General features: G+C 66.8%; 20 protein-coding genes, 2 tRNA genes and 3 pseudogenes. 10 read left to right on the top strand and 15 right to left on the bottom strand.

Annotated features, from left to right (window positions below):
• Positions 1-101: 101 nt before the first annotated feature.
• From ACQPZO_RS05485 to ACQPZO_RS05465, 5 genes are all read right to left on the bottom strand, one after another.
• The gene (locus ACQPZO_RS05485) at positions 102-1,010 is read right to left on the bottom strand and encodes a carbohydrate ABC transporter permease (protein WP_433347614.1); all 909 of its coding nucleotides are present in this window, start codon (positions 1,008-1,010) and stop codon (positions 102-104) included.
• Positions 1,007-1,990, bottom strand: coding sequence for a carbohydrate ABC transporter permease (locus ACQPZO_RS05480; protein ID WP_433347612.1), 984 nt, complete (start codon positions 1,988-1,990; stop codon positions 1,007-1,009). The genes ACQPZO_RS05485 and ACQPZO_RS05480 overlap by 4 nt, the downstream gene beginning before the upstream one ends.
• Positions 1,991-1,995: 5 nt before the next feature.
• Positions 1,996-3,408, bottom strand: coding sequence for an N-acetylglucosamine/diacetylchitobiose ABC transporter substrate-binding protein (ngcE, locus tag ACQPZO_RS05475; protein ID WP_433347610.1), 1,413 nt, complete (start codon positions 3,406-3,408; stop codon positions 1,996-1,998).
• A gap of 93 nt (positions 3,409-3,501) precedes the next feature.
• Complete coding sequence (locus ACQPZO_RS05470; protein WP_433347608.1) at positions 3,502-4,260, bottom strand: sugar isomerase domain-containing protein; 759 nt, start codon at positions 4,258-4,260, stop codon at positions 3,502-3,504.
• Positions 4,260-5,135 carry a MurR/RpiR family transcriptional regulator gene (locus tag ACQPZO_RS05465; protein ID WP_433347606.1) on the bottom strand — a complete coding sequence of 292 codons (876 nt, stop codon included), beginning with the start codon at positions 5,133-5,135 and terminating at the stop codon, positions 4,260-4,262. Before ACQPZO_RS05465 ends, ACQPZO_RS05470 begins: the two co-directional genes overlap by 1 nt.
• A gap of 178 nt (positions 5,136-5,313) precedes the next feature.
• Here ACQPZO_RS05465 and ACQPZO_RS05460 point away from each other — a divergent pair, with 178 nt between their 5' ends.
• On the top strand, positions 5,314-6,300 hold the full coding sequence (locus ACQPZO_RS05460; RefSeq protein WP_433347604.1) for an N-acetylglucosamine kinase: 987 nt from the start codon (positions 5,314-5,316) through the stop codon (positions 6,298-6,300).
• Positions 6,301-6,317: 17 nt separating this feature from the next.
• Here ACQPZO_RS05460 and ACQPZO_RS05455 read toward each other — a convergent pair whose 3' ends face one another.
• From ACQPZO_RS05455 to ACQPZO_RS05445, 3 genes are read right to left on the bottom strand one after another with little or no spacing between them, the layout of a single operon-like run.
• Entirely contained in the window at positions 6,318-6,938 is a 621-nt protein-coding gene (locus tag ACQPZO_RS05455) for a helix-turn-helix domain-containing protein (protein ID WP_433347602.1), read from the bottom strand.
• A gap of 9 nt (positions 6,939-6,947) precedes the next feature.
• On the bottom strand, positions 6,948-7,331 hold the full coding sequence (locus ACQPZO_RS05450) for a hypothetical protein (RefSeq protein WP_433347600.1): 384 nt from the start codon (positions 7,329-7,331) through the stop codon (positions 6,948-6,950).
• On the bottom strand, positions 7,328-7,732 hold the full coding sequence (locus ACQPZO_RS05445; protein ID WP_433347598.1) for a hypothetical protein: 405 nt from the start codon (positions 7,730-7,732) through the stop codon (positions 7,328-7,330). Before ACQPZO_RS05445 ends, ACQPZO_RS05450 begins: the two co-directional genes overlap by 4 nt.
• Positions 7,733-7,875: 143 nt before the next feature.
• Here ACQPZO_RS05445 and ACQPZO_RS05440 point away from each other — a divergent pair, with 143 nt between their 5' ends.
• Positions 7,876-8,616 carry a hypothetical protein gene (locus tag ACQPZO_RS05440; protein ID WP_433347596.1) on the top strand — a complete coding sequence of 247 codons (741 nt, stop codon included), beginning with the start codon at positions 7,876-7,878 and terminating at the stop codon, positions 8,614-8,616.
• 255 nt (positions 8,617-8,871) lie between these two features.
• Positions 8,872-9,369, top strand: a complete 498-nt coding sequence (locus tag ACQPZO_RS05435) for an NUDIX domain-containing protein (RefSeq protein ID WP_433347594.1) — start codon at positions 8,872-8,874, stop codon at positions 9,367-9,369.
• Between the two features lie 286 nt (positions 9,370-9,655).
• On the opposite strand, the gene ACQPZO_RS05430 is transcribed toward ACQPZO_RS05435, so the two are convergent.
• From ACQPZO_RS05430 to ACQPZO_RS05420, 3 genes and pseudogenes are all read right to left on the bottom strand, one after another.
• Positions 9,656-9,838, bottom strand: a complete 183-nt coding sequence (locus tag ACQPZO_RS05430) for a hypothetical protein (protein ID WP_433347592.1) — start codon at positions 9,836-9,838, stop codon at positions 9,656-9,658.
• Positions 9,814-10,074: a hypothetical protein gene (locus ACQPZO_RS05425; protein WP_433347590.1), complete on the bottom strand. Its 261-nt coding sequence runs from the start codon at positions 10,072-10,074 to the stop codon at positions 9,814-9,816. Before ACQPZO_RS05425 ends, ACQPZO_RS05430 begins: the two co-directional genes overlap by 25 nt.
• Positions 10,071-10,914: pseudogene (locus ACQPZO_RS05420) on the bottom strand (IS5 family transposase). Before ACQPZO_RS05420 ends, ACQPZO_RS05425 begins: the two are co-directional and overlap by 4 nt.
• Before the next feature lie 99 nt (positions 10,915-11,013).
• Between ACQPZO_RS05420 and ACQPZO_RS05415 the strand changes: the two are divergent.
• A pseudogene (locus tag ACQPZO_RS05415) lies at positions 11,014-11,850 on the top strand (IS110 family transposase); the annotation flags it as partial.
• On the opposite strand, the pseudogene ACQPZO_RS05410 reads toward ACQPZO_RS05415, so the two are convergent.
• Positions 11,825-12,061, bottom strand: a pseudogene (locus ACQPZO_RS05410) (transposase); the annotation flags it as partial. The pseudogenes ACQPZO_RS05415 and ACQPZO_RS05410 overlap by 26 nt on opposite strands.
• Before the next feature lie 281 nt (positions 12,062-12,342).
• On the opposite strand from ACQPZO_RS05410, the gene ACQPZO_RS05405 reads away from it, so the two are divergent.
• The 4 genes from ACQPZO_RS05405 to ACQPZO_RS05390 all read left to right on the top strand — a co-directional run bounded on the left by ACQPZO_RS05405 (position 12,343) and on the right by ACQPZO_RS05390 (position 16,484).
• Positions 12,343-12,912 (top strand): RNA polymerase sigma factor, encoded by a 570-nt coding sequence (locus tag ACQPZO_RS05405; RefSeq protein ID WP_433347588.1) that lies wholly within the window; start codon positions 12,343-12,345, stop codon positions 12,910-12,912.
• Positions 12,909-14,483 (top strand): hypothetical protein, encoded by a 1,575-nt coding sequence (locus ACQPZO_RS05400; RefSeq protein ID WP_433347586.1) that lies wholly within the window; start codon positions 12,909-12,911, stop codon positions 14,481-14,483. The genes ACQPZO_RS05405 and ACQPZO_RS05400 overlap by 4 nt, the downstream gene beginning before the upstream one ends.
• An 88-nt stretch (positions 14,484-14,571) precedes the next feature.
• A complete protein-coding gene (locus ACQPZO_RS05395) occupies positions 14,572-15,480 on the top strand; it encodes a sugar phosphate isomerase/epimerase family protein (RefSeq protein ID WP_433347584.1) in 909 nt (302 codons plus the stop codon).
• Between the two features lie 440 nt (positions 15,481-15,920).
• Complete coding sequence (locus ACQPZO_RS05390) at positions 15,921-16,484, top strand: hypothetical protein (protein ID WP_433347582.1); 564 nt, start codon at positions 15,921-15,923, stop codon at positions 16,482-16,484.
• 174 nt (positions 16,485-16,658) lie between these two features.
• On the opposite strand, the gene ACQPZO_RS05385 is transcribed toward ACQPZO_RS05390, so the two are convergent.
• Positions 16,659-16,734 (bottom strand) — tRNA-Lys (locus ACQPZO_RS05385).
• Positions 16,735-16,919: 185 nt separating this feature from the next.
• Between ACQPZO_RS05385 and ACQPZO_RS05380 the strand changes: the two genes are divergently transcribed.
• Positions 16,920-18,191: an Ig-like domain-containing protein gene (locus tag ACQPZO_RS05380; protein WP_433347580.1), complete on the top strand. Its 1,272-nt coding sequence runs from the start codon at positions 16,920-16,922 to the stop codon at positions 18,189-18,191.
• Between the two features lie 210 nt (positions 18,192-18,401).
• Entirely contained in the window at positions 18,402-19,700 is a 1,299-nt protein-coding gene (locus ACQPZO_RS05375; protein WP_433347578.1) for an Ig-like domain-containing protein, read from the top strand.
• A gap of 58 nt (positions 19,701-19,758) precedes the next feature.
• Here ACQPZO_RS05375 and ACQPZO_RS05370 read toward each other — a convergent pair.
• Both ACQPZO_RS05370 and ACQPZO_RS05365 read right to left on the bottom strand, forming a co-directional pair.
• Positions 19,759-19,831, bottom strand: a tRNA-His gene (locus tag ACQPZO_RS05370).
• Between the two features lie 210 nt (positions 19,832-20,041).
• Entirely contained in the window at positions 20,042-20,479 is a 438-nt protein-coding gene (locus ACQPZO_RS05365) for a hypothetical protein (protein ID WP_433347576.1), read from the bottom strand.
• Between the last annotated feature and the right edge of the window lie 2 nt (positions 20,480-20,481).

The following is a 20,481-nucleotide window of genomic DNA, read 5'->3' as shown; positions in this document are numbered from 1 at the left end:
CGGCGGAGAGTCGCGCGCAAGACTGTCCTCATTTCCTGGTGGACGTGAAACGCCTAGCGATAGGCGTGAGGGGTTGGCTAGGTGTGGCGGGTGGGCGCGGGCTAGCGGAAGGTGCCTTGTGAGACCGAGCCCTCAAGCCGGCGCTGGAAGATCACATAGATGGCGAGTACGGGAAGGACGGTCATCACGACCGCCGCGAACAGCGCGCCGAAGTCGACCGCGTAGCCGGCCCTCGACGCGAACACCGCCATGCCCTGCGTCAGCACGTAGTTGTCACGATCGGTGTTGAGGACGATGGGCAGTAGGAACTGGTTCCACAGCCCGAGGAAGTTGAAGATGGCCACCGAGGCCAGACCGGGTTTCGCCATGGGCAGCATCACCCGGAAGAACGTGCTCCACTCCCCCGCGCCGTCGATCTGCGCCGCCTCGTGGATCTCGTCCGGCAGCGCCTTGAAGAACGAGTGCAGGAAGAAGACGGTGAACGGAAGGGCGAACGCGACGTAGGTCAGGATCAGGCCCGGCAGGGTGTTCAGCAGCCCGAAGTTCCGCAGGATGAAGAAGAGCGGCACGATCGCGAGGAACAGCGGGAACGTCATCGAGGTGAGCAGCGCGTTGTAGATGAACCGGTTGCCCGGGAAGCGGAACCGCGCCAACACGTACGAGCACATCGCGCCGAGCAACATGACGATGAACAGCGCGGTGCCCACCACGATGACCGTGTTCAGGAAGTAGCCGCCGATTCCGGCGCCCGTCCAGGCCGCCGCGTAGTTGCGGAAGCTCCACTCGCTGGGCAGCGAGAACGGCGACGCCAGAATCTCACCGGTCGACTTGAACGACGACATGACCGTCCACAGGAACGGGACGATGACGATGACGGCCCAGGCGACGAGGAGGGTGTGTGAGGTCGCCGCGACGGCGATGTCGCCACGGCTGGTTTTCCGGCGACGGCGAGGCGGCGCGGGGGTGGCCGAGGTGGCCGGGCGCGCCTTCTCGGCGGCGAGCGCGGTCATGTCCGCTCCTTCCCGTCGGCACGTCCGCTGGTCAGGCGGTCGGCCAGGAACACGATCGCGGCGAACATCAGTGTCACCACCGCGAGTACCACGCCCATGGCGGTCGCGTACCCGAACTGCCCCTTACGGAAGGCCACGGTGTACAACTGCTGGCTCATGGTCAGCGTCGAGTACTCGGGCCCGCCGGTGGGGTTCAACGCCTGCATGTAGATGAACGCGTCGAGGGCGATGATGCCGAGGTAGACGTACGCGGTCCGTACGCTGTCCCGGATCTGCGGGATGGTGATCGAGAAGGCGGTGCGGAAGCGACCGGCACCGTCCAGGCGCGCGGCCTCGTACGTCTCAGCCGGGATACCTTTGATCGCCGCGACGAACAGCACGGTGTAGAAGCCGACGAAGCTCCAGATGATGACGAAGATCGACGCCGGCAACGCGGTGGTGGCCTTGCCGAGCCACGGGAAGTCCGCGAACCCGTCGAGGCCGACTCCGGCGAGAAGGCCGTTGAGCAGCCCTCTCGACGGGTCGTACACCTGGGCCCAGATCAGCCCGACGGCGATGGCGGGCACCGTGTACGGGAAGAACGAGACGACCCGGTAGAAGCTGGACCCGCGAAGGCCCCGCACGGTTCCCGTACTCGGGCCACCGACGGTCACCATGCTGGCGATCGCCAGAGCGAGCGCGATGGTCACGATGGGCACCACGATCGCGAGCACCACGTTGTTCAGCAGAGCGCGCAGGAAGACATCGTCACCGAAGAGCCTGACGAAGTTCTCCAGACCGATGAAGTGCATGTCCGGCGAGAAGCCGGTCCAGTCCGTCATCGCGAAGTACAGCGCCTGGACGAACGGCGAGATCACGAAGATCGCGAAGATGGCCAGGGGAAGCACCAGGAACACCGCCATGAAGCTCACCCGGTCGAAGGTGAGCTTGCGGCGGCGCTTGGCGGCACGCCGGCCGCCCAGCATCGTCGTACCTGTCATCGCATTCAGCTAACCTTGATCTTCTGGATGGACGAGTCTTTCGCGATCTTGTCGTTCACGGACTGCAGGCCCTTGGTCATTCCGGCGACGTCGAGGTCGCCGGCGAGGAACGAGTTCCACAGGACCAGTTGGTCGGCGCCCATCCCGTAGTAACCCTCGGAGACGAAGTCGAAGATGTTCTGGCCGGCGGCCTCGAGCATCTTGGTCTGCGAGACCAGCGCGGTCGAGCCGTAGCCGTCGGCCGGTACGGTCCCCTTGACGACCGTCGGTGCCAGCCGGGTCTTCGAGAAGTTGGCGGCGGCCTCGCTGGAGAGCATCGCGCGCAGAACCTCCTTGCCACCCGCCGGGCTCTTGCCCTTGGCCGGCACGATGAACGGTTCGCCGGCTGCGGCTCGCAGCGCCTCGAACGGCAGCGCCGGGCTCGTCGACAGGGTCGGCACCGGCACACCGGTCATCCGGAAGCCCGCCTTGGTGGCCTTCTTCATCTCGTTCTCGATCCAGCCGCCCGAGCTGTACAGCAGAGCCTGCTGGTCGTTGCTCCACTTCGCCTGCGCGGCGGTGAACTGGGTGCCTGCGCCACCGGGCACGATGTAGCCGGCCCGCACGATGTCGTGGATCTCCTTGAGAACGCCCTGGATCGCCGGGTGCGACCACGCGTTCGGCGCCAGGTTCTCCAGGGCCAGGCGTACCTCGTGCCCGCCCTCCTTGATCGCCGAGTCGACCAGCGTCCAGTGGTAGTAGTTGGCCGCCTCCTTGCCGAAGACGAACAGGTACTTGCCCTTCGCCTTCGCCTTGGCGCCGAGATCCTTCGCCTCGGCCCAGGTCTTCGGCGGGGTCCAGCCGTTCTCCTCGAACAGCGAGGCCGAGTGCCAGAGCGAGAAGACGGTCATCACGTAGTTCAGCGCGACGAACTTCCCGTTGAACGTGCCGGGCAGCTTGACCCCCGGGTAGAGGCTGTCCGCGATCTTCGTACCGCCGTAGTTGGTCGCGTCGAGGACGTCGTCGAGGGTCTCCAGCTGGTCGACGATCGTGCTCAGCGAGATCTTGCCCGCACCGCCGTTGTTGATCAGGTCAGGCGGGTTACCACCGACGAACCGGGGCTGGAGTTCCTGGGCGATCTCCGTCGACGGCTGGACCTTGATCTTGACGCCGCTGTGCTTCGCCTCGGCCAGGCCGCCCGCGAACGTGACGTAGTCGTAGCCGTAGCCGCCGTTGAAGACGACCGCGTCGACTTCGGTGTTGGCGGCCAGTCCGAACGGGTTCTGGGCGCTCGTGGCGCCGGTGGTCGACGTGCCCTTGGGTGCGTCGTCGCCCGGCGAGGCGCACGCGGCCAGCACACCGGCGACGGGGACCAGCGACGTCGCCAGCGCACCCCGCAGGAACAGCCGGCGATTGAATGGTTTCAATTCAGAGGACATGGGTGGCTACCTTTCGATGGGCCTTGCTGTCTGCGATTTCTGTGGCCGTGGCGGGTCCGCTGCGACGTCGGGCGTCACCGCGGTTGCCCGGGATCACGCGACGGGCTTGATGCGCGTCCCGTAGCGCCGTTCCAGGGCGCCGTTGTGCTCGTCGCCGCCGGGAATGTTGGCCGAGATGTACAGCGGCGGCACCTGCCCGGCCGCTCGGATGCGCTCCGCCGCGCCGATGGTCAGCAGCTGCGCGAAGTAGGCCGCGGTGATCGACGAGACCGCCCCCACCCCGAGCCCGTCACCGAGGCCGAGGGTGGCGTCTCCGTACGGAGCACGGTTGTCCAGGACGATGTCGGCGACGTCCGAGAGGCGCTTCCCGCTGGGATGCTTGGGGGCGACCGCGTTGGTGTGTTCGAGGCTGGTCACGGCGATCACCGGATGCCCCTCGGCCTTGGCGCGCAGGGCGAGCCCGACGATCGAGCCGTTCACGCCCGAGTTGGAGGCGATGAGGAACACGTCGGCCGGGTGCATCTCGTACAGGTCGTAGAGCTCGTCCACGATGCTGTTGTCGCGTTCCAACTCGGCACCGACGAGGATGGAGGCGTCGCTCCGGGCACCGAACAGGACCAGGTCCCGCAGCGCGATGGCGTGACTCGGGATGAACCCGCCGGCCCGGCCGGCGATCTCCATCGCGAAGGCCTCGGAGTGACCGGTGCCGAAGGCGTGCAGCACACCGTCGTTCTCGATCGCGTTGACGATCAGCTCGATCGCCCCGTCCAGGCCGCCCGAACGGACCTCCTCGTCGATGGCGCGGAGGCGGCTGGAGACATGCGTCGAATAGTCACGGAAGAGGGTCGTCATCAGGAAGGCGTTCCGTTCGTCGGGGAGGCGGTCGCGGTACGCGGCGGCCGGGACTGGGTTTCGCGATGGCTGGCGATGGCCGCAGCGGTCCGGGCGAGCGTCGTCGTGGTGCGTTCGAAGTTCTGTTGCGCGACCATCAGGTAGAGCAGGTCGAACAGAAACAGCTGGGCGTGCTGCGCGGCGAAGTCCCCGGGCTGGAGGTACTCGCCGGGCGCGTAGCTCTGGATGTGCATGTCTGCGGCTGCGGCGAGCGGCGAGCTGGGATCGCTTGTCAGGGCCACGGTGAGCGCGCCCTGCGAACCGGCGAGCGCCAGCATCTCCACTGTCTCGCTGGTGCGACCGCTGTTGGAGATGCCGATCGCCACGGCGCCCTCCCCCAGCAGCGCGCCGCTGGTGAGGCCGAGGTGCACCTCGGTCCACGCATGCGCGTTGATCCCGATCCGGTACAGGCGCTCATGCATGCCGGCGGCGACGATCCCACTGCCGCCGATGCCGTAGATGTCCACGTGCCAGCTGGCGGCGATGGCGGCGACGACCCGTTGCATCAGGGCGAGGTCGGCCAGATCGGCGGTGGCCTGCAACGCGCCGACGTGCGTGTTGAGCAGCATCCGCAACACCTCGGCGGGGTCCTGCCCCGGGTGGAAGGTGTTCCCGATCACCTGCTCCCAGGTGTCCTGCGCGCTCGACCGCCCAAGGTCGGCCGCCGAGCTGACCCGCAGGGGCAGGTAGCCGCCGTAGCCGATCAGCCGGCAGAAGCGGGTCACCGTCGCCGCCGAGGTGCCCGCGCGCTCCGCAAGCTCGGTGATCGACAACTGGAGCGGCAGCTCGGGGTTCTCCAGGAGGAGCTGGCCGATCTTCGCCATGGACTGTGTCATGTGTGACAGCTGCGCCCGGATGCGACTGCTGACGCCGAACTCGGCCGTCGGTTGCGCCGGGGATACTTCAGCCGAAGACATGATGATGAAAAGTCCTATCACTGTTAGATTCAGTTCGTGAAAACTAATTGCAGAATCTCGGTGGGGGCAATGAGCCCCGGGTCACGGGTTGGTAACGATGCCTGATCTGCTCGCCGTCGACGCCGGCGGCACCTCGACCCGTAGCATTGTCGTCACCGCCGAGGGCCGATGTCTCGGCTACGCCCGCACCGGCAGCGGAAACCCGACCTCCGCCGGACCCGTACACGCGGCCGCTTCGGTGGCGGCCAGTGCCACGGCCGCGTTGGCGGCCGCCGGCGTGTCAGGTGAGGAGATCGGCGGGGTCGTGTTCGCCATGGCCGGCGCGAGCCCGCACATGGACGTCGAGTCGTTCACCGCACCGCTGAAGGCAGTCGGCATCACCGCGACCCCGGTCGTCGAATCGGACCTGCTGGCCACCTTCTTCTCCGGCACGTACCGGGAGGCCGGATACGCGCTCGTCGCCGGCACGGGCGCGGCGGCCATCAGGGTCGAGCGGGGCCGGATGATCGCCACCGCCGACGGGCTCGGCTGGCTGCTCGGCGACGACGGCTCCGGCTTCTACATAGGACAGCGGGTGGTCCGGGCGGCGCTGGCCGAGCTCGACCGCCGCGGTCCGGCCACCGCGCTCACCGGACTACTCCTGGACCAACTCGGCCAGGCCGGCGGCCACGCTCCGGATTCCGACGGTCGCCCGGCCATCGTCTCGTACGCACTCGACACCCTCTACGCGATCCGCCCGGTGCAGCTCGCCCAGTTCGCGCACCTGGCCTTCCAGGCCGCCGGCGACGAGATCGCCGACGAGATCGTCCGCGACGCCGCCGACGCGCTGCTGCGCACCCTCGACGCGGTGGTCATCCCCGGCCTGAGCGGCGTGATCACGCTCGGCGGCGGCATCCTCACCCGGCACCGCACGCTGGCCGACCAGATCGCGGCCCGGTACGCCCGGGACGGCGCCACCGCGGAGGTATGCATCGTCCCCGACGGGGTGGTCGGCGCGGCCGTGCTCGCCCTCCGGCACGCCGGAGTGACCGTCGACGAGGTCGTCTTCGACCGGCTCGCGACGACACTCGCGGCGCTGCGCTGACGTGTACCTCCGGACGGTCAGGACGATCGGGGTGGGTGAACCTCCTGGCCCACGTCGAGTGGCGTCCCGAGATTGCGATGCTCACGAAAGGCGGCCTGGACGCCGGCCTGGAACCGCGTGTCCGCGCCGAGCCCGGCCATCAGCGCGGCGATGTGACGCTGTGCCGTCCGGTAGCTGATGCCGAGATGCCGGGCGATGGCCTCGTCGGTGATGCCGGAGAGCAGGAGGGCGATGAGTCTCTCCTCGGACACGGCGTGCCGTCGCCGCCCAGGTTGCGCCTTCACGGTCGGAAGGCGCAACGGTACGGCGCGTTGCCAGAGCCCTTCGAACAGCTTGCCGAGCGCGTCGAGCAGCGCCGAGGCGTGCACGACGATCACGGCCTCGGAGCCGGCGGAGTCACGCTGCAACGGCAGCACGGCCAGCCGGCCGTCGGCGATGTACAGCCTCATCGGCAGGTTCGGCAACACCCGTGCCTCTTGACCGGCGCGGACCATCTGCTCGATCTCGGGCAGCACCCCGGCCTGTTCGATCGCGGCCCGGTCGTAGATGCACCGCGACGTGACCCCGGCCGCGAGCAACTCGAGGTCGGCCGTGCCGGTTCCGTCCGGATCCAGATAGGGAGGCGTCTCAAGGCACATGATCTCCCGTCACGCGCAGCGCTGCACCTGGGCGAGACGCTGGCGCACGGCGCGGTGCCCGGTGACGACCTCGACGACGTCTGCCGTCGCAGCTTCGGCCCGCGCTTTTCGGTACGCCGTCGCCAACCGCTGGGCAAACTCCTCCGCCAGGTCCAGTTCCAATTCTCGCTCGACCAGCACGGTGGAGGCGATCTTCTCCGGAGCGGTGGCCACGTACCTCTCGGGTGGTCCGGGCAGGACGGTGATCAGGCCGGCGGCGGCGAGTCGGGCGAGCACCGCGGGGAGTCGCTCGCCCCCCGACCAGCTTCCGGCGAGGGCGGCCAGGGTCGCTGACGGGCGGTCGACGATCAGCTCGTACGCCGCCTCCTCGCCCGGACTCATCAGTCGACTCACGGTGCCGGTGCGTCCTCGGGAGTGATCCAGCCCCGCTGCACGGCCTGGTAGCCGGCCTGGAAGCGGGTTGCGGCGTCCAGCCGCCGGAGCAGGGCGCTGAGATGACGCCGGACGGTCCGCAGGTGCCAGCCGAGATGGTCGGCGGTGCCCTGGTCGGTCAGTCCCGCCATGAGCAGCGACAACAGTGCCCGCTCCGGACCGGAGGGGGCGTCCTCGTTCGGTAGCGGCTTGTCGCCGATGCCGACGTCGAACGGGACAGCGCGCTCCCAGTACATCTCGAACAACGCGGACAGGGCGGACAGCAGGGTCGAGTCGCGCACGAGCAGCGCGCACTCGAGGTCCACCGGGTGCAGACGCAACGGCACCATGGCCAGTGGCTGATCGCTCAGCACGAGCTTCACCGGACATCCGGTGGAGCCGGGACTATGCGCTGATCAATCACAACGACCCGGCCCTACCGGAACGCTCCATCCAGACCTCCGGCGGCTTCAGCGTCCCCTCGTCCGCATCGGAGACCATCAACCAGGGGCCCAGTGCTCTTGGGATGATCACACCCGGCGCGCAGTGGAAGCCGAACACGGTGACCAGCCTCTGCATGGTCTGCCGCGAGGGCGACGACCTGTACGTCTACCTGGGCGGCACGGTCCCCGTCAACGACCGGGAGAAGTGGGTCGTCTCGGACGGCAGCGTGAACTACTCACTGGAACGCGACGGCGTCAAGATCCCCTCCGCCCCGGGTGGGGTCAACCTCCCGCACTACACCCTCGGTGCGGACCCGGCGAAGTACACGCTGCGCACCGCCTACGAGGACAAGTTCAGCGGGCAGCAGTACGGCAAGAAGGTCAGCACCGACTGGACCTTCCGATCGAGCCGCGTCGAGGCGGGCAACGTCGCCATCCCGTACCAGTGCCCGTCCACCTACCTCGGCAGTGAGGGAGCCTGTGGCTGGCAACCGCTGATCCAGCTCAACTACGGCCTCGACCTGGCCCTGGACGACAACGCCCGGGCGGGGCGGCCGTACGCCTCCACGGTCACCCCGTGGCAGCCCCAGCCGACCGGAGCACCCGCCATCGCCGGGCTCAAGCTCTCGGTCTCGTACGACGACGGCGCGCACTGGACGCCGGCCCGGGTGTCGCGCGGGCACGACGGGGTGTACCGGGCCCAGGTCACGCACCCGGCGCTGAGTCGCACCACCGGTGCGGTCTCCATCCGGGCAGAAGCCTGGGACACCGCAGGCGATCGAGTGGCCCAGCAGATCGACCGCGCCTACGGGCTCCGAAGGTAACCGTTCCGACCGTAATCGGACGCCCTGGGTGTACGTGTCGACTGTGAGGGTCGGTTCCAGGGTCTGAGCCGGCTCAAGGATCTTCACGGGTCGGAGTGCGGCGTGTATCGAGGTCTCCGGTGGATGGTTCAGCAACGTTGCAGAATCTGAAGCCGGAGACCTCGTTGATCTGGGCCTGCCCCGGTTTGACGGACAGGGTCAACCCCGAACACCGTTGGTTCCACAGAGCCGGGCAAGCCCGTAGGGTCAGTCGTCGTGGCCGAGACGCAGCCCAAACCTGAGCTCTCCTACATCGCAAACGTGACGCGGGTCCGCGCGGCGGCTGGTGTGATCCTCCGTGACCGAGCGGGTCGGGTGTTGGTGGTTCACCCGACGTACAAGGACGTGTGGGAAGTTCCCGGTGGGACGGTGGAACCGGACGAGTCTCCGGCGGATGCCTGCGCGCGTGAGATCAGGGAGGAACTGGGTCTCTCGGTGCCCACGGGAGCGCTGCTGTGCGTCGACTGGGTTCCGGCGAGCCCCCCGTGGGACGGCGGGCTCATGTTCGTGTTCGACGGTGGTGTGCTGACGGCGGACCAGATCGCAACGATGCGCCTCTGCCCGGAGGAGCTGGATCGGTTCGAGTTCGTGGAGCCGGCGCGCCTGGAAGAAGTGTTGATCCCTCGGTTGGCTCGGCGGGTCGCCGCGGCGGTCGCTGCGATCGGGCGTGGCGGTGTCTACCTCGAGGATGGAGTAGCAAGCTCAAGCAGGTAGTCGCCCGGGCTGAGCCGTGGCCGGACGGGCGCAGCGGCCACCGGTCAGATAGTGACCAGGCAACACGAACTCCTTTTAGGAGCGTGCCCATGACGCGACAGACCGTCGCCGTCGACCCAACCTTCGGACCGCGTCTGGCCGGCAAGCGCCGACCGGTCCAACGGCTCCCGGGCACCCATGAGCGACCCCCCTGGCACGAAAGAGGCCCCAACCCCAGTGAGAGGGTGATTTAGGACAGTTTGTCCGTTGTGGGTTTGTGCGCGGGGTAGAGGTCCTGTACGTGGTGCTACGCGGCTGGCGGTGGCGGGGTGAGGGTGAACAGGCCGGCCTCGGATTCGGTGAGGATCTGGCGGGCGACGAGGCGTTTGAGTTTGGCGCGGAGGTTCTCGGTGTCCTTGGCGGTGGTGCCGGTGCCGAGGGCATGGCAGATGTCCTTGGAGCGCATCAGCGCGGTGGCGTCGTGGAACACGGCGAGGATCTGCTGGTAGGCCGGGCTGGCGATGGTCGTGTCGGCAGGTGGTGCGGTGTCGGGCGGCCGCCGAGGCTCAGGAGCGTCTTGCGGGTGATGGCGAGTTCGGCCACCTCGGTCTGGGCTGCGGTGAGCTGGTCGGTGAGGGTGGCGATCTGCTCGTGGAGCCGCTCGACGGTGAGGCCGGCGGCGGTTTCGCGCTCGGTGAGCAGGGTCAGCAGCGGCGGCTGGGTCACCGCTGGTGGGCTGGGTCGCGCCAGGACGGCGTGGTGGTGCCGGTCAGCCGGCGGATGAGGTTCGCCGTGGATGTCCACCAGGTGCGGGACACCGCTGAGGCGGGTCGGCTCTCGTACTCGCGGACCAGGCGGCGGTGCAGCATCAGGGTGCCGTTGGTCTGCTCCACCACCCACCGGCGGGCGATCGGCACGAACCCGGCCGTGGTGTCGCAGCGTTTGACCTGCTCAACGTCGATACCGTTTACGGCGCCGTGGATCTGCACGTCGTCTTTGAACCCGGCGTCGACCATGCCTTGGTCACCGTCGGGGTGTGTGCCACCACGTTGTCCAGCAGCCGGATGCCGATCGCGTTGTCGGTGACCGACGCGGCGGTGACCACCACCGCGATGATCAACCCCAGGGCGTCCACGGCCAGGCCTCGTTTGCGGCCCGGGACCTTCTTGCCGGCGTCCTTGCCCGTCGTCGCGGCCGGGACGTGGTTGGCGGCCCGGATCGACTGGGTGTCCAACACCACCGCGGTCGGGTCCTCCCGGCGGCCGGCCTTCTCCCTCGCCTGGCAGCGCAACAGATCGTGAATCACCTGGTCGGTGCCGTCGTCACGCCACAGGGCGAAGTAGTAGTAGGTGGCCGACTTCGGCGAGCAGGTCGTGCGGCAGGTACGCCCACTGACACCCGGTCCGGGTTCTGGTAGAAGATCGCGTTCACGATCTCCCATAGCTCGTAGCGACCCTGATGCCCCGACACCGACGGGTGCCGGTCCTTCCACGCCTGCAGGAACGGTCCGACCACCGCCCACTGCTCATCGGTCAGGTCACTCGGGTACGCCGCTCGCTCGCCCATGATCGGCCCAACGCGACCGAGACCTCACCGGTTACGACCATCACTCGCATTCACATCCCGAGCCAAACCCACAATGTACAAGAGCTACCGAACCGCCCTTTGACGATGCGGCGAATCGCCGACCTCTACCCCGGCGAGGCCAAGGCGATGCCCGCGACACGCACGTCATCGCGGACGCAGCCCGCGTGATGCCGCACACGCTGCGGGCCGTCGAACCGGCCGATGAGGCCGTGGCCGAGCTGGAGATGCTCACCGGCTTCGACGACGACCTTGCCACCGAGGTAACCCGCACCAAGAACCGACTGCGGGGTCTGCTGACGCAGATTCACCCGCCGCTGGAGAAGGTCCTCGGCCCCCGCCTGGACCACCCCACAGTGCTCACACTGCTCGAACGCTTCGGCTCCCCGGCCCAGCTCAGGAATGCAGGACGACGCAGGCTGGTCGCACTGCTGCGGCCGAAGGCGGCCGCAGATGGCAGAACGCCTGGTCTAGGACATCTTCACTGCGCTCGCCGAACAGACCGTGGTCGCCCCAGGCACCGACGCCGCCACACTCATCATCCCCGGTCGTGTCAGCACTCTCGGCTCCGTGTTGAACCAGCGAAGACTCCTCGCGGCCCGGATCGGGGAGCTCCTGGAGGCCCGCCCTCTTTCTGCGGTCCTGACCTTCATGCCCGGCATTGGGGTCAGGACCGCCGCCCGAATCCTCATCGACGTCGGCGACGGCAACGCCTTCGCCACGGCCGGACACCTGGCCGCTTACACCGGCCTAGCACCGGTCACACGCGCCTCCGGCTCCTCCATTCGCGGCGAACACCCCGCCCGGCGAGGTAACAAACAGCTCAAACGCGCCTTCTACCTCGCCGCGTTCGCCTCACTGTCGCAACCAGAGTCACGGGCCTACTACGACAGGAAACGACGCGAAAGGAAGCACCACGTCCTGTCCAGATCCGCAACCGTTCATGCGCGGTCTTCCACGGCCCGTAACGCTCGGGCAGGTCCCGCCACTAGGCACCGGCCCGCAGCTTCCACAGGATCGCATTGATCACCTGCCGGTGATCACGCCACCTGCGACCCCGACCCACGACGGGCGGAAGTAACGGCTCAATCCGCGCCCAGGCCCTGTCGGTCAACTCACTACGCCCCACCACCCGAGCATGATCAACAATCCCAGGTCAAAAACCCATACAGGACACACCCCAGCTCGTCATGTGATCCGCGTCACACACATCCCCCGTTGCCGGATCGCCTGCGGACTTAGCTATTGGCGGGCAACCGGCGTTGCGGTTCTGGTGGCTCGGTGATGGAGACCGCCGTACAGGCCGCCGAGGTCTCGCCGCAAAGTGAGACCTCGTCTGGTCGCTGACTGCTGCGGCGGCGCAGGCCTCACTTACCTCCCCGAGACAATGACGACGATGGGACGACCAAAGTGGCGGGCGGCAATGCGCACGCGAAGGGAGCCGATCCCCGTGAGACGTTCTACGAGCTGCACCATCGCAGACTAGCGGCTTTTATCCAGCGCCGGGTCGCCGACACAGGATTAGCCGAGCAGATCGAGCAGGAGACCTGGGCCCACATGATGCGGGGATGGGACACGCTCCGGGCACCGGAAGCGGTGCTGATAAGGGTCGCGTGGTGGCGTATCAAGAATTGGTACGCCAGCAAAGGCCACGCTGACGTCGTTCCCGGAGACGACGTCGTGGGTACCAAGGTCGAGAAATGGCAGGCCAGGTGGTCGGCGACCTCAGATCCAAGCAGCACGGTGCCTTCACGGGTGGACCTGCAGCGTGCGATCGGAGCACTGCCGCCTCGACAGCGGCAGGTACTGATCCTTATCGGCGTCGAGGACCTCACTCAAAAGCAGGTCGCCGAGCTCTTAGGCATCAGTGCAGAGACGGTGAAGACCAATTACAACAAAGCCAAAGCTGCGCTGCGGGCCACTCCGACGCTAGCCGGATATGCCCCGCAGCGGGCGACGACCCAGGAGGTGACGCGATGACCGAATTCAACGACGATGAGCTCGACATGGACCTCTTGGACATGCAATTGCTCCGGCTCGGCGAGGTTGCACTACCCGAGGGATTCGGTAGCCGCCTGAAGAGCTTCAGCGAGATGATGGCCGCGATCGAGTCTCTGCCGATCGAGGAAAGCGGGGACTTGGATGATGCCAGCGGTAGCGAGACGGGGCCCATCGGCGAAATCGCTCACGATGCCTTCGAACTGGGGCTGGGGTGCCTGTTTCAGCAACAGCGCCGCATCGCGCTTCCCACGGATCCGGCCCAGCCCGCGCATATCTGCGGCACCGGCAGCGACTCCTTAAGCCGACCGACAGGTCACCGCTCCACTGCCGACGCCACCACGCAAGCAGACGCCAACATCACCCACTGCCACGCCTCGACTGCGGGTGACGAAGATGGCACATCCTCGGGCAACACCGCGACGGCGACGCCACAGTGGCGTTTCGACATCCCAGGCCTCATTCAAAGTAGTGGCCAAGATGGCGTGGCTGGCAGCATCTTGGAGGGCGCCGAATTCCTGACAACCAGCGGGCAGGACCTGCGCACTATGAGCCGCGCTGATCGGTTCGACACCTCGACGGCGATCGTGCAGTTGCGGACACTGCTGCGCCGCTGTCGTCCGCCATCGCTCGACCCGCAAACCTGCGCAGCGATGGTGGCTACGGTCGCCTCGCTGTCGGAAGCCTTGATCGCAGATCGAGACGAGCGGGCCGCTTTGCGGCTCATTCATGTCGCATCACCTTTGGCGAACCATCTGGGTCGTCGCCACCCAGCAGTTTTGGACGTACGGCGCTGCTATGCCCAAGCCTACTGTGAGAGCGGCAACTACCGGAAGGCAGCGACCCTGCTGCGCCGGCTGAGCAAGGATGAAGAGGAGGTCTTCGGCTACGGCGACCCGCAGACCACGCTGATAATGCTCTGGTCCTTGGTCGGACTCGGCAGGCTCGACCAGGCTGAGGTCGGATTTCGCTCGCTGGAGGCGCGCCTAGCCCGCTCGCCGGACACAGACATGCGCACGCAATTTAATTTCCGCTGCCAATACGCATGGCTTCTAGGACAGCTCGGACACAACGGAGAATCCGCAGCCCGCTACGACGGCATCATCATCGATCGGTCCCATGAACTGGGCTTCGACCATGCTGACTCCAACGACGCCCGGCACTCTAAAGCGAAAATGCGCGTCCTTGCCCACGACGGGGTAAACGCCATCACTCTCCTGGAGGCGGTTGCCCAAGACCGTGCCCGAGTTCAAGGAGGGAGCCACCCCGACACGCTGGAAAGCCTCAAATACCTTCACCTTGCCCAGGTGCAGACACAGCCACGCGACGATCGCATCCTCAACGATGCGATCGACCTTCTGCAGCACCTGCTGCCCTTGCAAACCAGCAAGCACGGCTCGCTCTACCCCATGACCCAAGACACATTTAAATGGCTGGGCTGGCTTTACTGGATCCGCGATGAAAATCGCTCCCACCAACCTTATATGGCAGACCGCCGGCTACCCCACGCTCAGTCAGGAACCGCGCCGCAGTGGATTTCTGCTGCCGCGTGACCACCCTCCGTTGCTAAACCGAACCTGAACCCGAAAGGCAATAAGAAACGTTATGAGACTTGGGCTGCTAACTGCTGCACTCGGTCAGATGACATTGGACGACATCGCGGACTGGGCGAGCCTGGCCGGATATGAGGCACTGGAAGTTGCCGCTTGGCCGGTCGGCAGCCAGCACATCCACCATGCCGCCCACCTCGACGTCGCCGGCCTCACCGCCGGCGACGTCGCCCGAAATCACGAACTGATGGAACGCCACAGCCTCACCATCTCAGCGATCACCTACTGCGAGAACAACCTGCACCGTGACGTCACAGAACGCGACCGCATCCACCAGCACCTGCGAGCCTGCATCGACGCGGCCGCCGCATTGTGCGTCCGGCACGTCAACACGTTCATTGGACGCGACATCACCCAGCCGGTAGCCGCCAACCTAAAACTTGCCGAGCAGCACCTGCCCCAGCTCACCCAGTACGCAGCCGACCGAGACGTCAAACTGCTCGTCGAGAACTGCCCTATGGAGGGATGGCATCCCGATGGATACCCAGCCAACCTCGCCTACTCGCCGGAGCTGTGGGACTGGATGGCCGACCTTGGCTTCGGCCTCACCTACGACCCATCCCACCTGCCCTGGCTTGGCATCGACCCTCTAGATGCGCTCGAACACGCTCTGCAAACCGGCATTGTCGGCCACGTCCAAGCCAAAGACATTCAGATCGACTCGCGAGCACGCACTAGGCACGGAGTGTTCGGCAAAACCGTCAAACGTGCCTCAACTACTGACGTCGGCTGGTGGCGCTACCGAATTCCGGGCCGCGGCCAACTCGACTGGAACCGGATCGTCGACACCCTCTACGCCGCCAGATACGACGGCGACATCGCAGTAGAGCACGAAGACCCTGTGTGGGGCGGCTCGCTCGACAAGACCCTTGAAGGCATGCGCATAGCCGCCCACACCCTGCGACCTCTTATCACCACCACACCCGGCGCCGGCCGGTAGCGGATACGAGATAGGGGTCTGTACGGTGCAGGCTCTTTGGCGCTGACCACTACAGAGTGCCGTGGTGCGGTTCGTCTTCAGTGATTCGCGGGTCTATCGAGGTGCGGCAAGACGGGGCTTATCCCCGTCTTGCCGCACACATCCGAGATCCAAGTCAGATGACCGAGCACCACTAACGGGCCCCGAGCCTAGAGGCGGTCCGGCAGTTGGCAGTCAATCCTGCCTGCCATACGGACGGTCCCGGGTGACCTGTGCTGATCCTGATAAGCGGCCCGCAAGGCCGCCGTCCGTGGCCGGCCGCCTCCACCGCTTGCCGTCGGCCAATGCGGAGGTCGGAGAGGGGCGCCAGTGGCTGAGCAGCCGCTCAGGCGTCGGGCATCGAGACCCCAGCAGCCTCAAGAATTTTTTCCTCCGTCACCGCACACCGGGGGGATTCCTTCATGGAGATCACTGACATCATCGCGACGACCTGCGCCCCGCTCGCCGTGTTCGGCGGGCTCGCCTGGCGCGACGCCCGCCTATGGCGAGCCCACGACAAGGCCCGCAAGCTCGCCGAGGACACGACCCGTGACGAAGAGCGGGCCCGCCGGTCTGTGGGCGTACGCCACGAGCGAGCCCTCAACCGCGCCCTGGACCTGCTCCACGAGATCAAGATCATCGCCTGTCGGGTCGTGACACGAGAGGAGCTGCTGACCGCAGCACGAATGGATCACCTCGATCTCAAGAAACACCTCAACGGCTTGGCGGTCCTTGCGTCGACCCTGCCCACCCCGGTCAACGAAAGCCTCTGTCGGTGCCACCCTGCGGGAGTTGCGAATCTCGCCGAGGCGCTGCTCGCGACGCCGTTCCCCGACGAAGCCGCCAACCTGGACGTCTCGCCATCTCCCCTGCGGCCAGAGGCTAAAGCCGCCTTAGCAGGGCTCGACCAGTACGACGTCGCGAATGCGCTGGTGACCGCGATCGACTCGGCCGAAAGCCTGGTACGCGATCACCTGCCACTCTGACCCTGCATGTGAGAGGACGTCTGATTCGCGTACTTTGCGTGTTATGACGGTTTAACCGTCTCGCCATGTTGGGGGCGCGAGTCCGGCCCGACTGCGGGCCACGCCCATATGACACCCAGCGACACCCAAAGATCAAGGCCATATAGCCAGATGGCTATATGGCCTTGACAGAGGTGGTGCGCCGCCAGGGACTCGAACCCCGAACCCGCGGATTAAGAGTCCGCTGCTCTGCCAGTTGAGCTAGCGGCGCTCGTTGGCAACGGGGAGAAGATTAGCATGCCCTCCGGAGCGCACTCCAATCCGATACCCAGCTCCCCCCTTCGGGCAGGCTTACCGGACATAACCACACAAACCAACGACTCAGGTGCAGGCAGGCGATACTTCCTGGCCCTCATGCGGCACGATGTCCGCCAGGACGCGAGAACAGGGGTGGGAATGGGCAGGTTCGCGCGGGTCGGGGCAAGGGTGGGGGCCCTGAGCCTGATGGCGTCGCTGGCACTGACCGGGTGCGGAGACGACCAGAAGAAGGCGGAGTTCGTCGACGCTGCCCCCTCCGTCGGCAGCAGCGTCGCCGCGGAATCAGGGACGGCCCCGGCCGAGCCGGCCACCAGTGCCGGCCCGCCGCTCACGGTCAGCCCGGCGGACGGCGCCAAGAACAGGCCGGTCAGCGCCGAGATCTCCGCGAAGATTCCCGAGGGCGGCAAGGTGACCGATGTCGCCCTCACCGCCGCCAACGGTGCCAAGGTCGAGGGCCGCTGGCGCGCCGACGGCTCGTCGTGGGTTCCGAACAGCGCCTTGAAGTACGGCACCCGCTACACCGCCGTCGTCACGGCCGCCGGCGAGGGTGGCCAGACCCGGGAGGGCACCAGCACCTTCACCACGATGGCCAAGCCGAAGTCGACGATCGCCTCCGGGCTCTACCTGTTCAGCGACAAGACGTACGGCGTCGGCATGCCGGTGGTCGCCGAGTTCCACCCGGGCATCCCCGCCAAGGACCGGAAGGCGGTGCAGAAGCGGATGTTCGTCCGCACCGACCCGCCGCAGCCGGGTGCCTGGCACTGGGTCTCCAACGGCACGCAGGCGTACTACCGGGCGCCGGAGTACTGGAAGTCCGGCACCACGATCACCGTACGGATCGCGCTGGCCGGCATCCCGCTGAGCAACGGCAAGTACGGCAACGTCGACCGGAGCGCCACCGCCAAGATCGGCCGGTCGTTCGTCATGAAGGTCGACAACGCCACCAAGAAGATGACCGTCTCCGAGGACGGCCAGGTCGTTCGTACGATCCCGGTCAGCCTGGGCAAGAAGAGCACCCCGTCCTCCAGCGGCACCATGGTCGTCATGGAGAAGAAGGAGTCGACGACCTTCGACACCCGGGACGATCCTGACCCGGCCAACCGCTACGTCACCGAGATCGACTTCGCCCAGCGGCTCACCTGGGGCGGTGAGTACATCCACGCCGCGCCGTGGTCCGAGCACGTGCAGGGGCGGCAGAACGTATCGCACGGTTGCGTGAACGTCTCCACGGCGCATGCGAAGTGGCTCTTCGCGCAGACCAAGGTCGGCGACCCGATCACCATCAAGGGCACCGAGCGCAAGCTCGCCGCCGGCAACGGCTGGACGGCCTGGAGCCTGAGCTGGGCCGAGTTCGTCAAGGGCAGCGCGCTGCCGGTGCCGGAGGGCGGCTCCGGCCCGGATCTGGCCTGACGCGACGACCGCCACGGGAGGGCGGGGCACCCGACTTGTCGGGTGCCCCGCCCTCCCGTCGTTCAGGTACAGCGCTCGCAAAGGTCGATATTTTAGCAGCATTCGGACATGATGGTCCCCGTGTTTCTCTTCACCCCCCGCAACGGGTACGTGTTCCCGTGCGTCAGTGAGAGACGATGGCAACCGGGGCACCACGACAGTGAGGGAATCATGCGCGCGACGCAGGACCAGCTGAGCCGGCGGGACGGCCGCCGCCGGATGTTCGCGGCGGGGCTGCTCGCCGCCGTACTGGCGGTGACCTCCGCCTGCACGAACGAGGGCGGCGGGGGCAATTCGCCGGCCTGGCAGGGCGGCGGCGAGAGCGCACCGAAGGCCACCGCCACCATCACCGGGCCCGCAGCCGACGCCAAGGACGTGCCGGCGTCCACCGGCGTCGCCTTCACCACCAAGGACGCGAAGGACACCACCGTCGAGCTGAAGGACTCCGCCGGCGGGGCCGTCGAGGGCAACGTGGCCGCCGACGGCGGAAGCTGGCTGCCGAAGGGCGCCCTGAAGTACGGCGAGACCTACACCGCCACCGTCACCGCCACCGGCGACGACGGCAAGCCGGCGCAGGCGACCAGCACCTTCACCACGATGGCGAAGCCGGGCAAGCAGGTCCGGATCAGCAGCTTCCTCGGGGACGGCCAGGTCGTCGGCGTCGGCATGCCGCTCATCGTCAAGTTCAGCCGGGCCGTCTCGGAGGACTACCGCGACGACGTCCAGCGCCGGATGACGGTGACCTCCACGCCCGCCCAGGAGGGAATCTGGCACTGGGTCAGCCCCACCGAGATCCGGTTCCGGCCGAAGGAGTTCTGGAAGGCCGGCACTGCCGTCTCGTACCGGATCCAGGCCGGCGGCCTGCCCCTCGGTGACGGCTGGTACGGCCGGGCCGACCTGTCGGTCGACGTCAAGACCGGCCCGGCGGTGATCATGACGGTCGACAACAAGACCAAGCGGATGACCGTCACCAAGGACGGCAAGGTGATCAAGACCATCCCCGTCAGCCTTGGCAAGAAGAGCACCCCGTCCTCCAGCGGCACCATGATCGTCATCGAGAAGCTGCGCAAGACGGTCTTCGACACCATGGAGGAACTGGGCCCCGAGGAGGGCTACCGCACGAAGATCGACTATGCCCAGCGGCTCACCTGGGGTGGCGAGTTCATCCACGCCGCCCCCTGGTCGGAGGGGCAGCAGGGCAGCGTCAACGTCTCGCACGGCTGCGTGAACGTCTCGATGAAGAACGGCGCCTGGCTGTTCGCCAACACCCGGATCGGCGACCCGATCACCGTCAAGGGCACCGAGCGCAAGCTCGCCAACGGCAACGGCTGGACCGACTGGAACATGAGCTGGGACGAGTACGTCAAGGGCAGTGCCCTTCCGTACGACCCGGACGCCGCCGCCTCCCCGAGCGCCGAGGCCACCCCCGGCGACACCGCCGAGACCCCCAGCGCCGAGCCGACCACCTGACCGGCAGCCCTGGATACGACGAAGGCCCCCTCCGTACGGAGGGGGCCTTCGTGCAACGGGTGACTGATGGGAATTGAACCCACGACAACCGGGACCACAACCCGGTGCTCTGCCAACTGAGCTACAGCCACCATGCTCCCCGCGCCGGCTGGGCCGGGCGGCGTGCGGACTAATAATAGCCACACCACCGCCATCCGCGTCCACCGGGTTCCCCGCCCCGCTCCCTTCAGGGGGCACCCCTCAAGCACCGATAGTGGATCTTGGTGGGTGTGGGCCCGAGGAGGGGCCACTTCCTCGGTCAGAACGACTGATCGAGAGATCCCGCGCTGGATAGTTCCGGACTAGGGAGCGGCGATGGTTGGGTCTGCTCCAGGATCACCTCCCTGCTGCAACTGCTCCTCGAACAAGACGAAGGTTTTCCGCCTGATGCCTCGCACCAACACCTGCTCTCGCTCCGTGAGGCGGCGCCCCTCTCGCGTCTCCGCGCCGATGATTGCATCGACTGTCTCGTAGAGCGCGAAAATCGGCCCCTTTCCTGACAGATGCCGGCCTCGATACGCTTCCACCTCCTGCACGAACCGGTCGGGTGAAAGCGTAAAGATGTCACCACCGACGGCAAACACTATCTCTTCGAAAATTTCGTTTTCCTGCCGCCAGCCGCCAGTGTCGATGGAGACCCGCCACACCCGGATACCACCATCAGACGAAGCGACAATCTTCACCGGTGAGGCATAGTAGCGATAATAGGAGGGAAGGATCAGGCCGGACACAGGTCTCATTT

Origin of the sequence: Micromonospora sp. CA-111912, from assembly GCF_050948415.1 — a bacterium.
Classification (GTDB): Bacteria; Actinomycetota; Actinomycetes; order Mycobacteriales; family Micromonosporaceae; genus Micromonospora.
The sequence above is the reverse complement of the archived record's forward strand: the minus strand, read 5'-3'. Positions and strand labels throughout refer to the sequence as shown.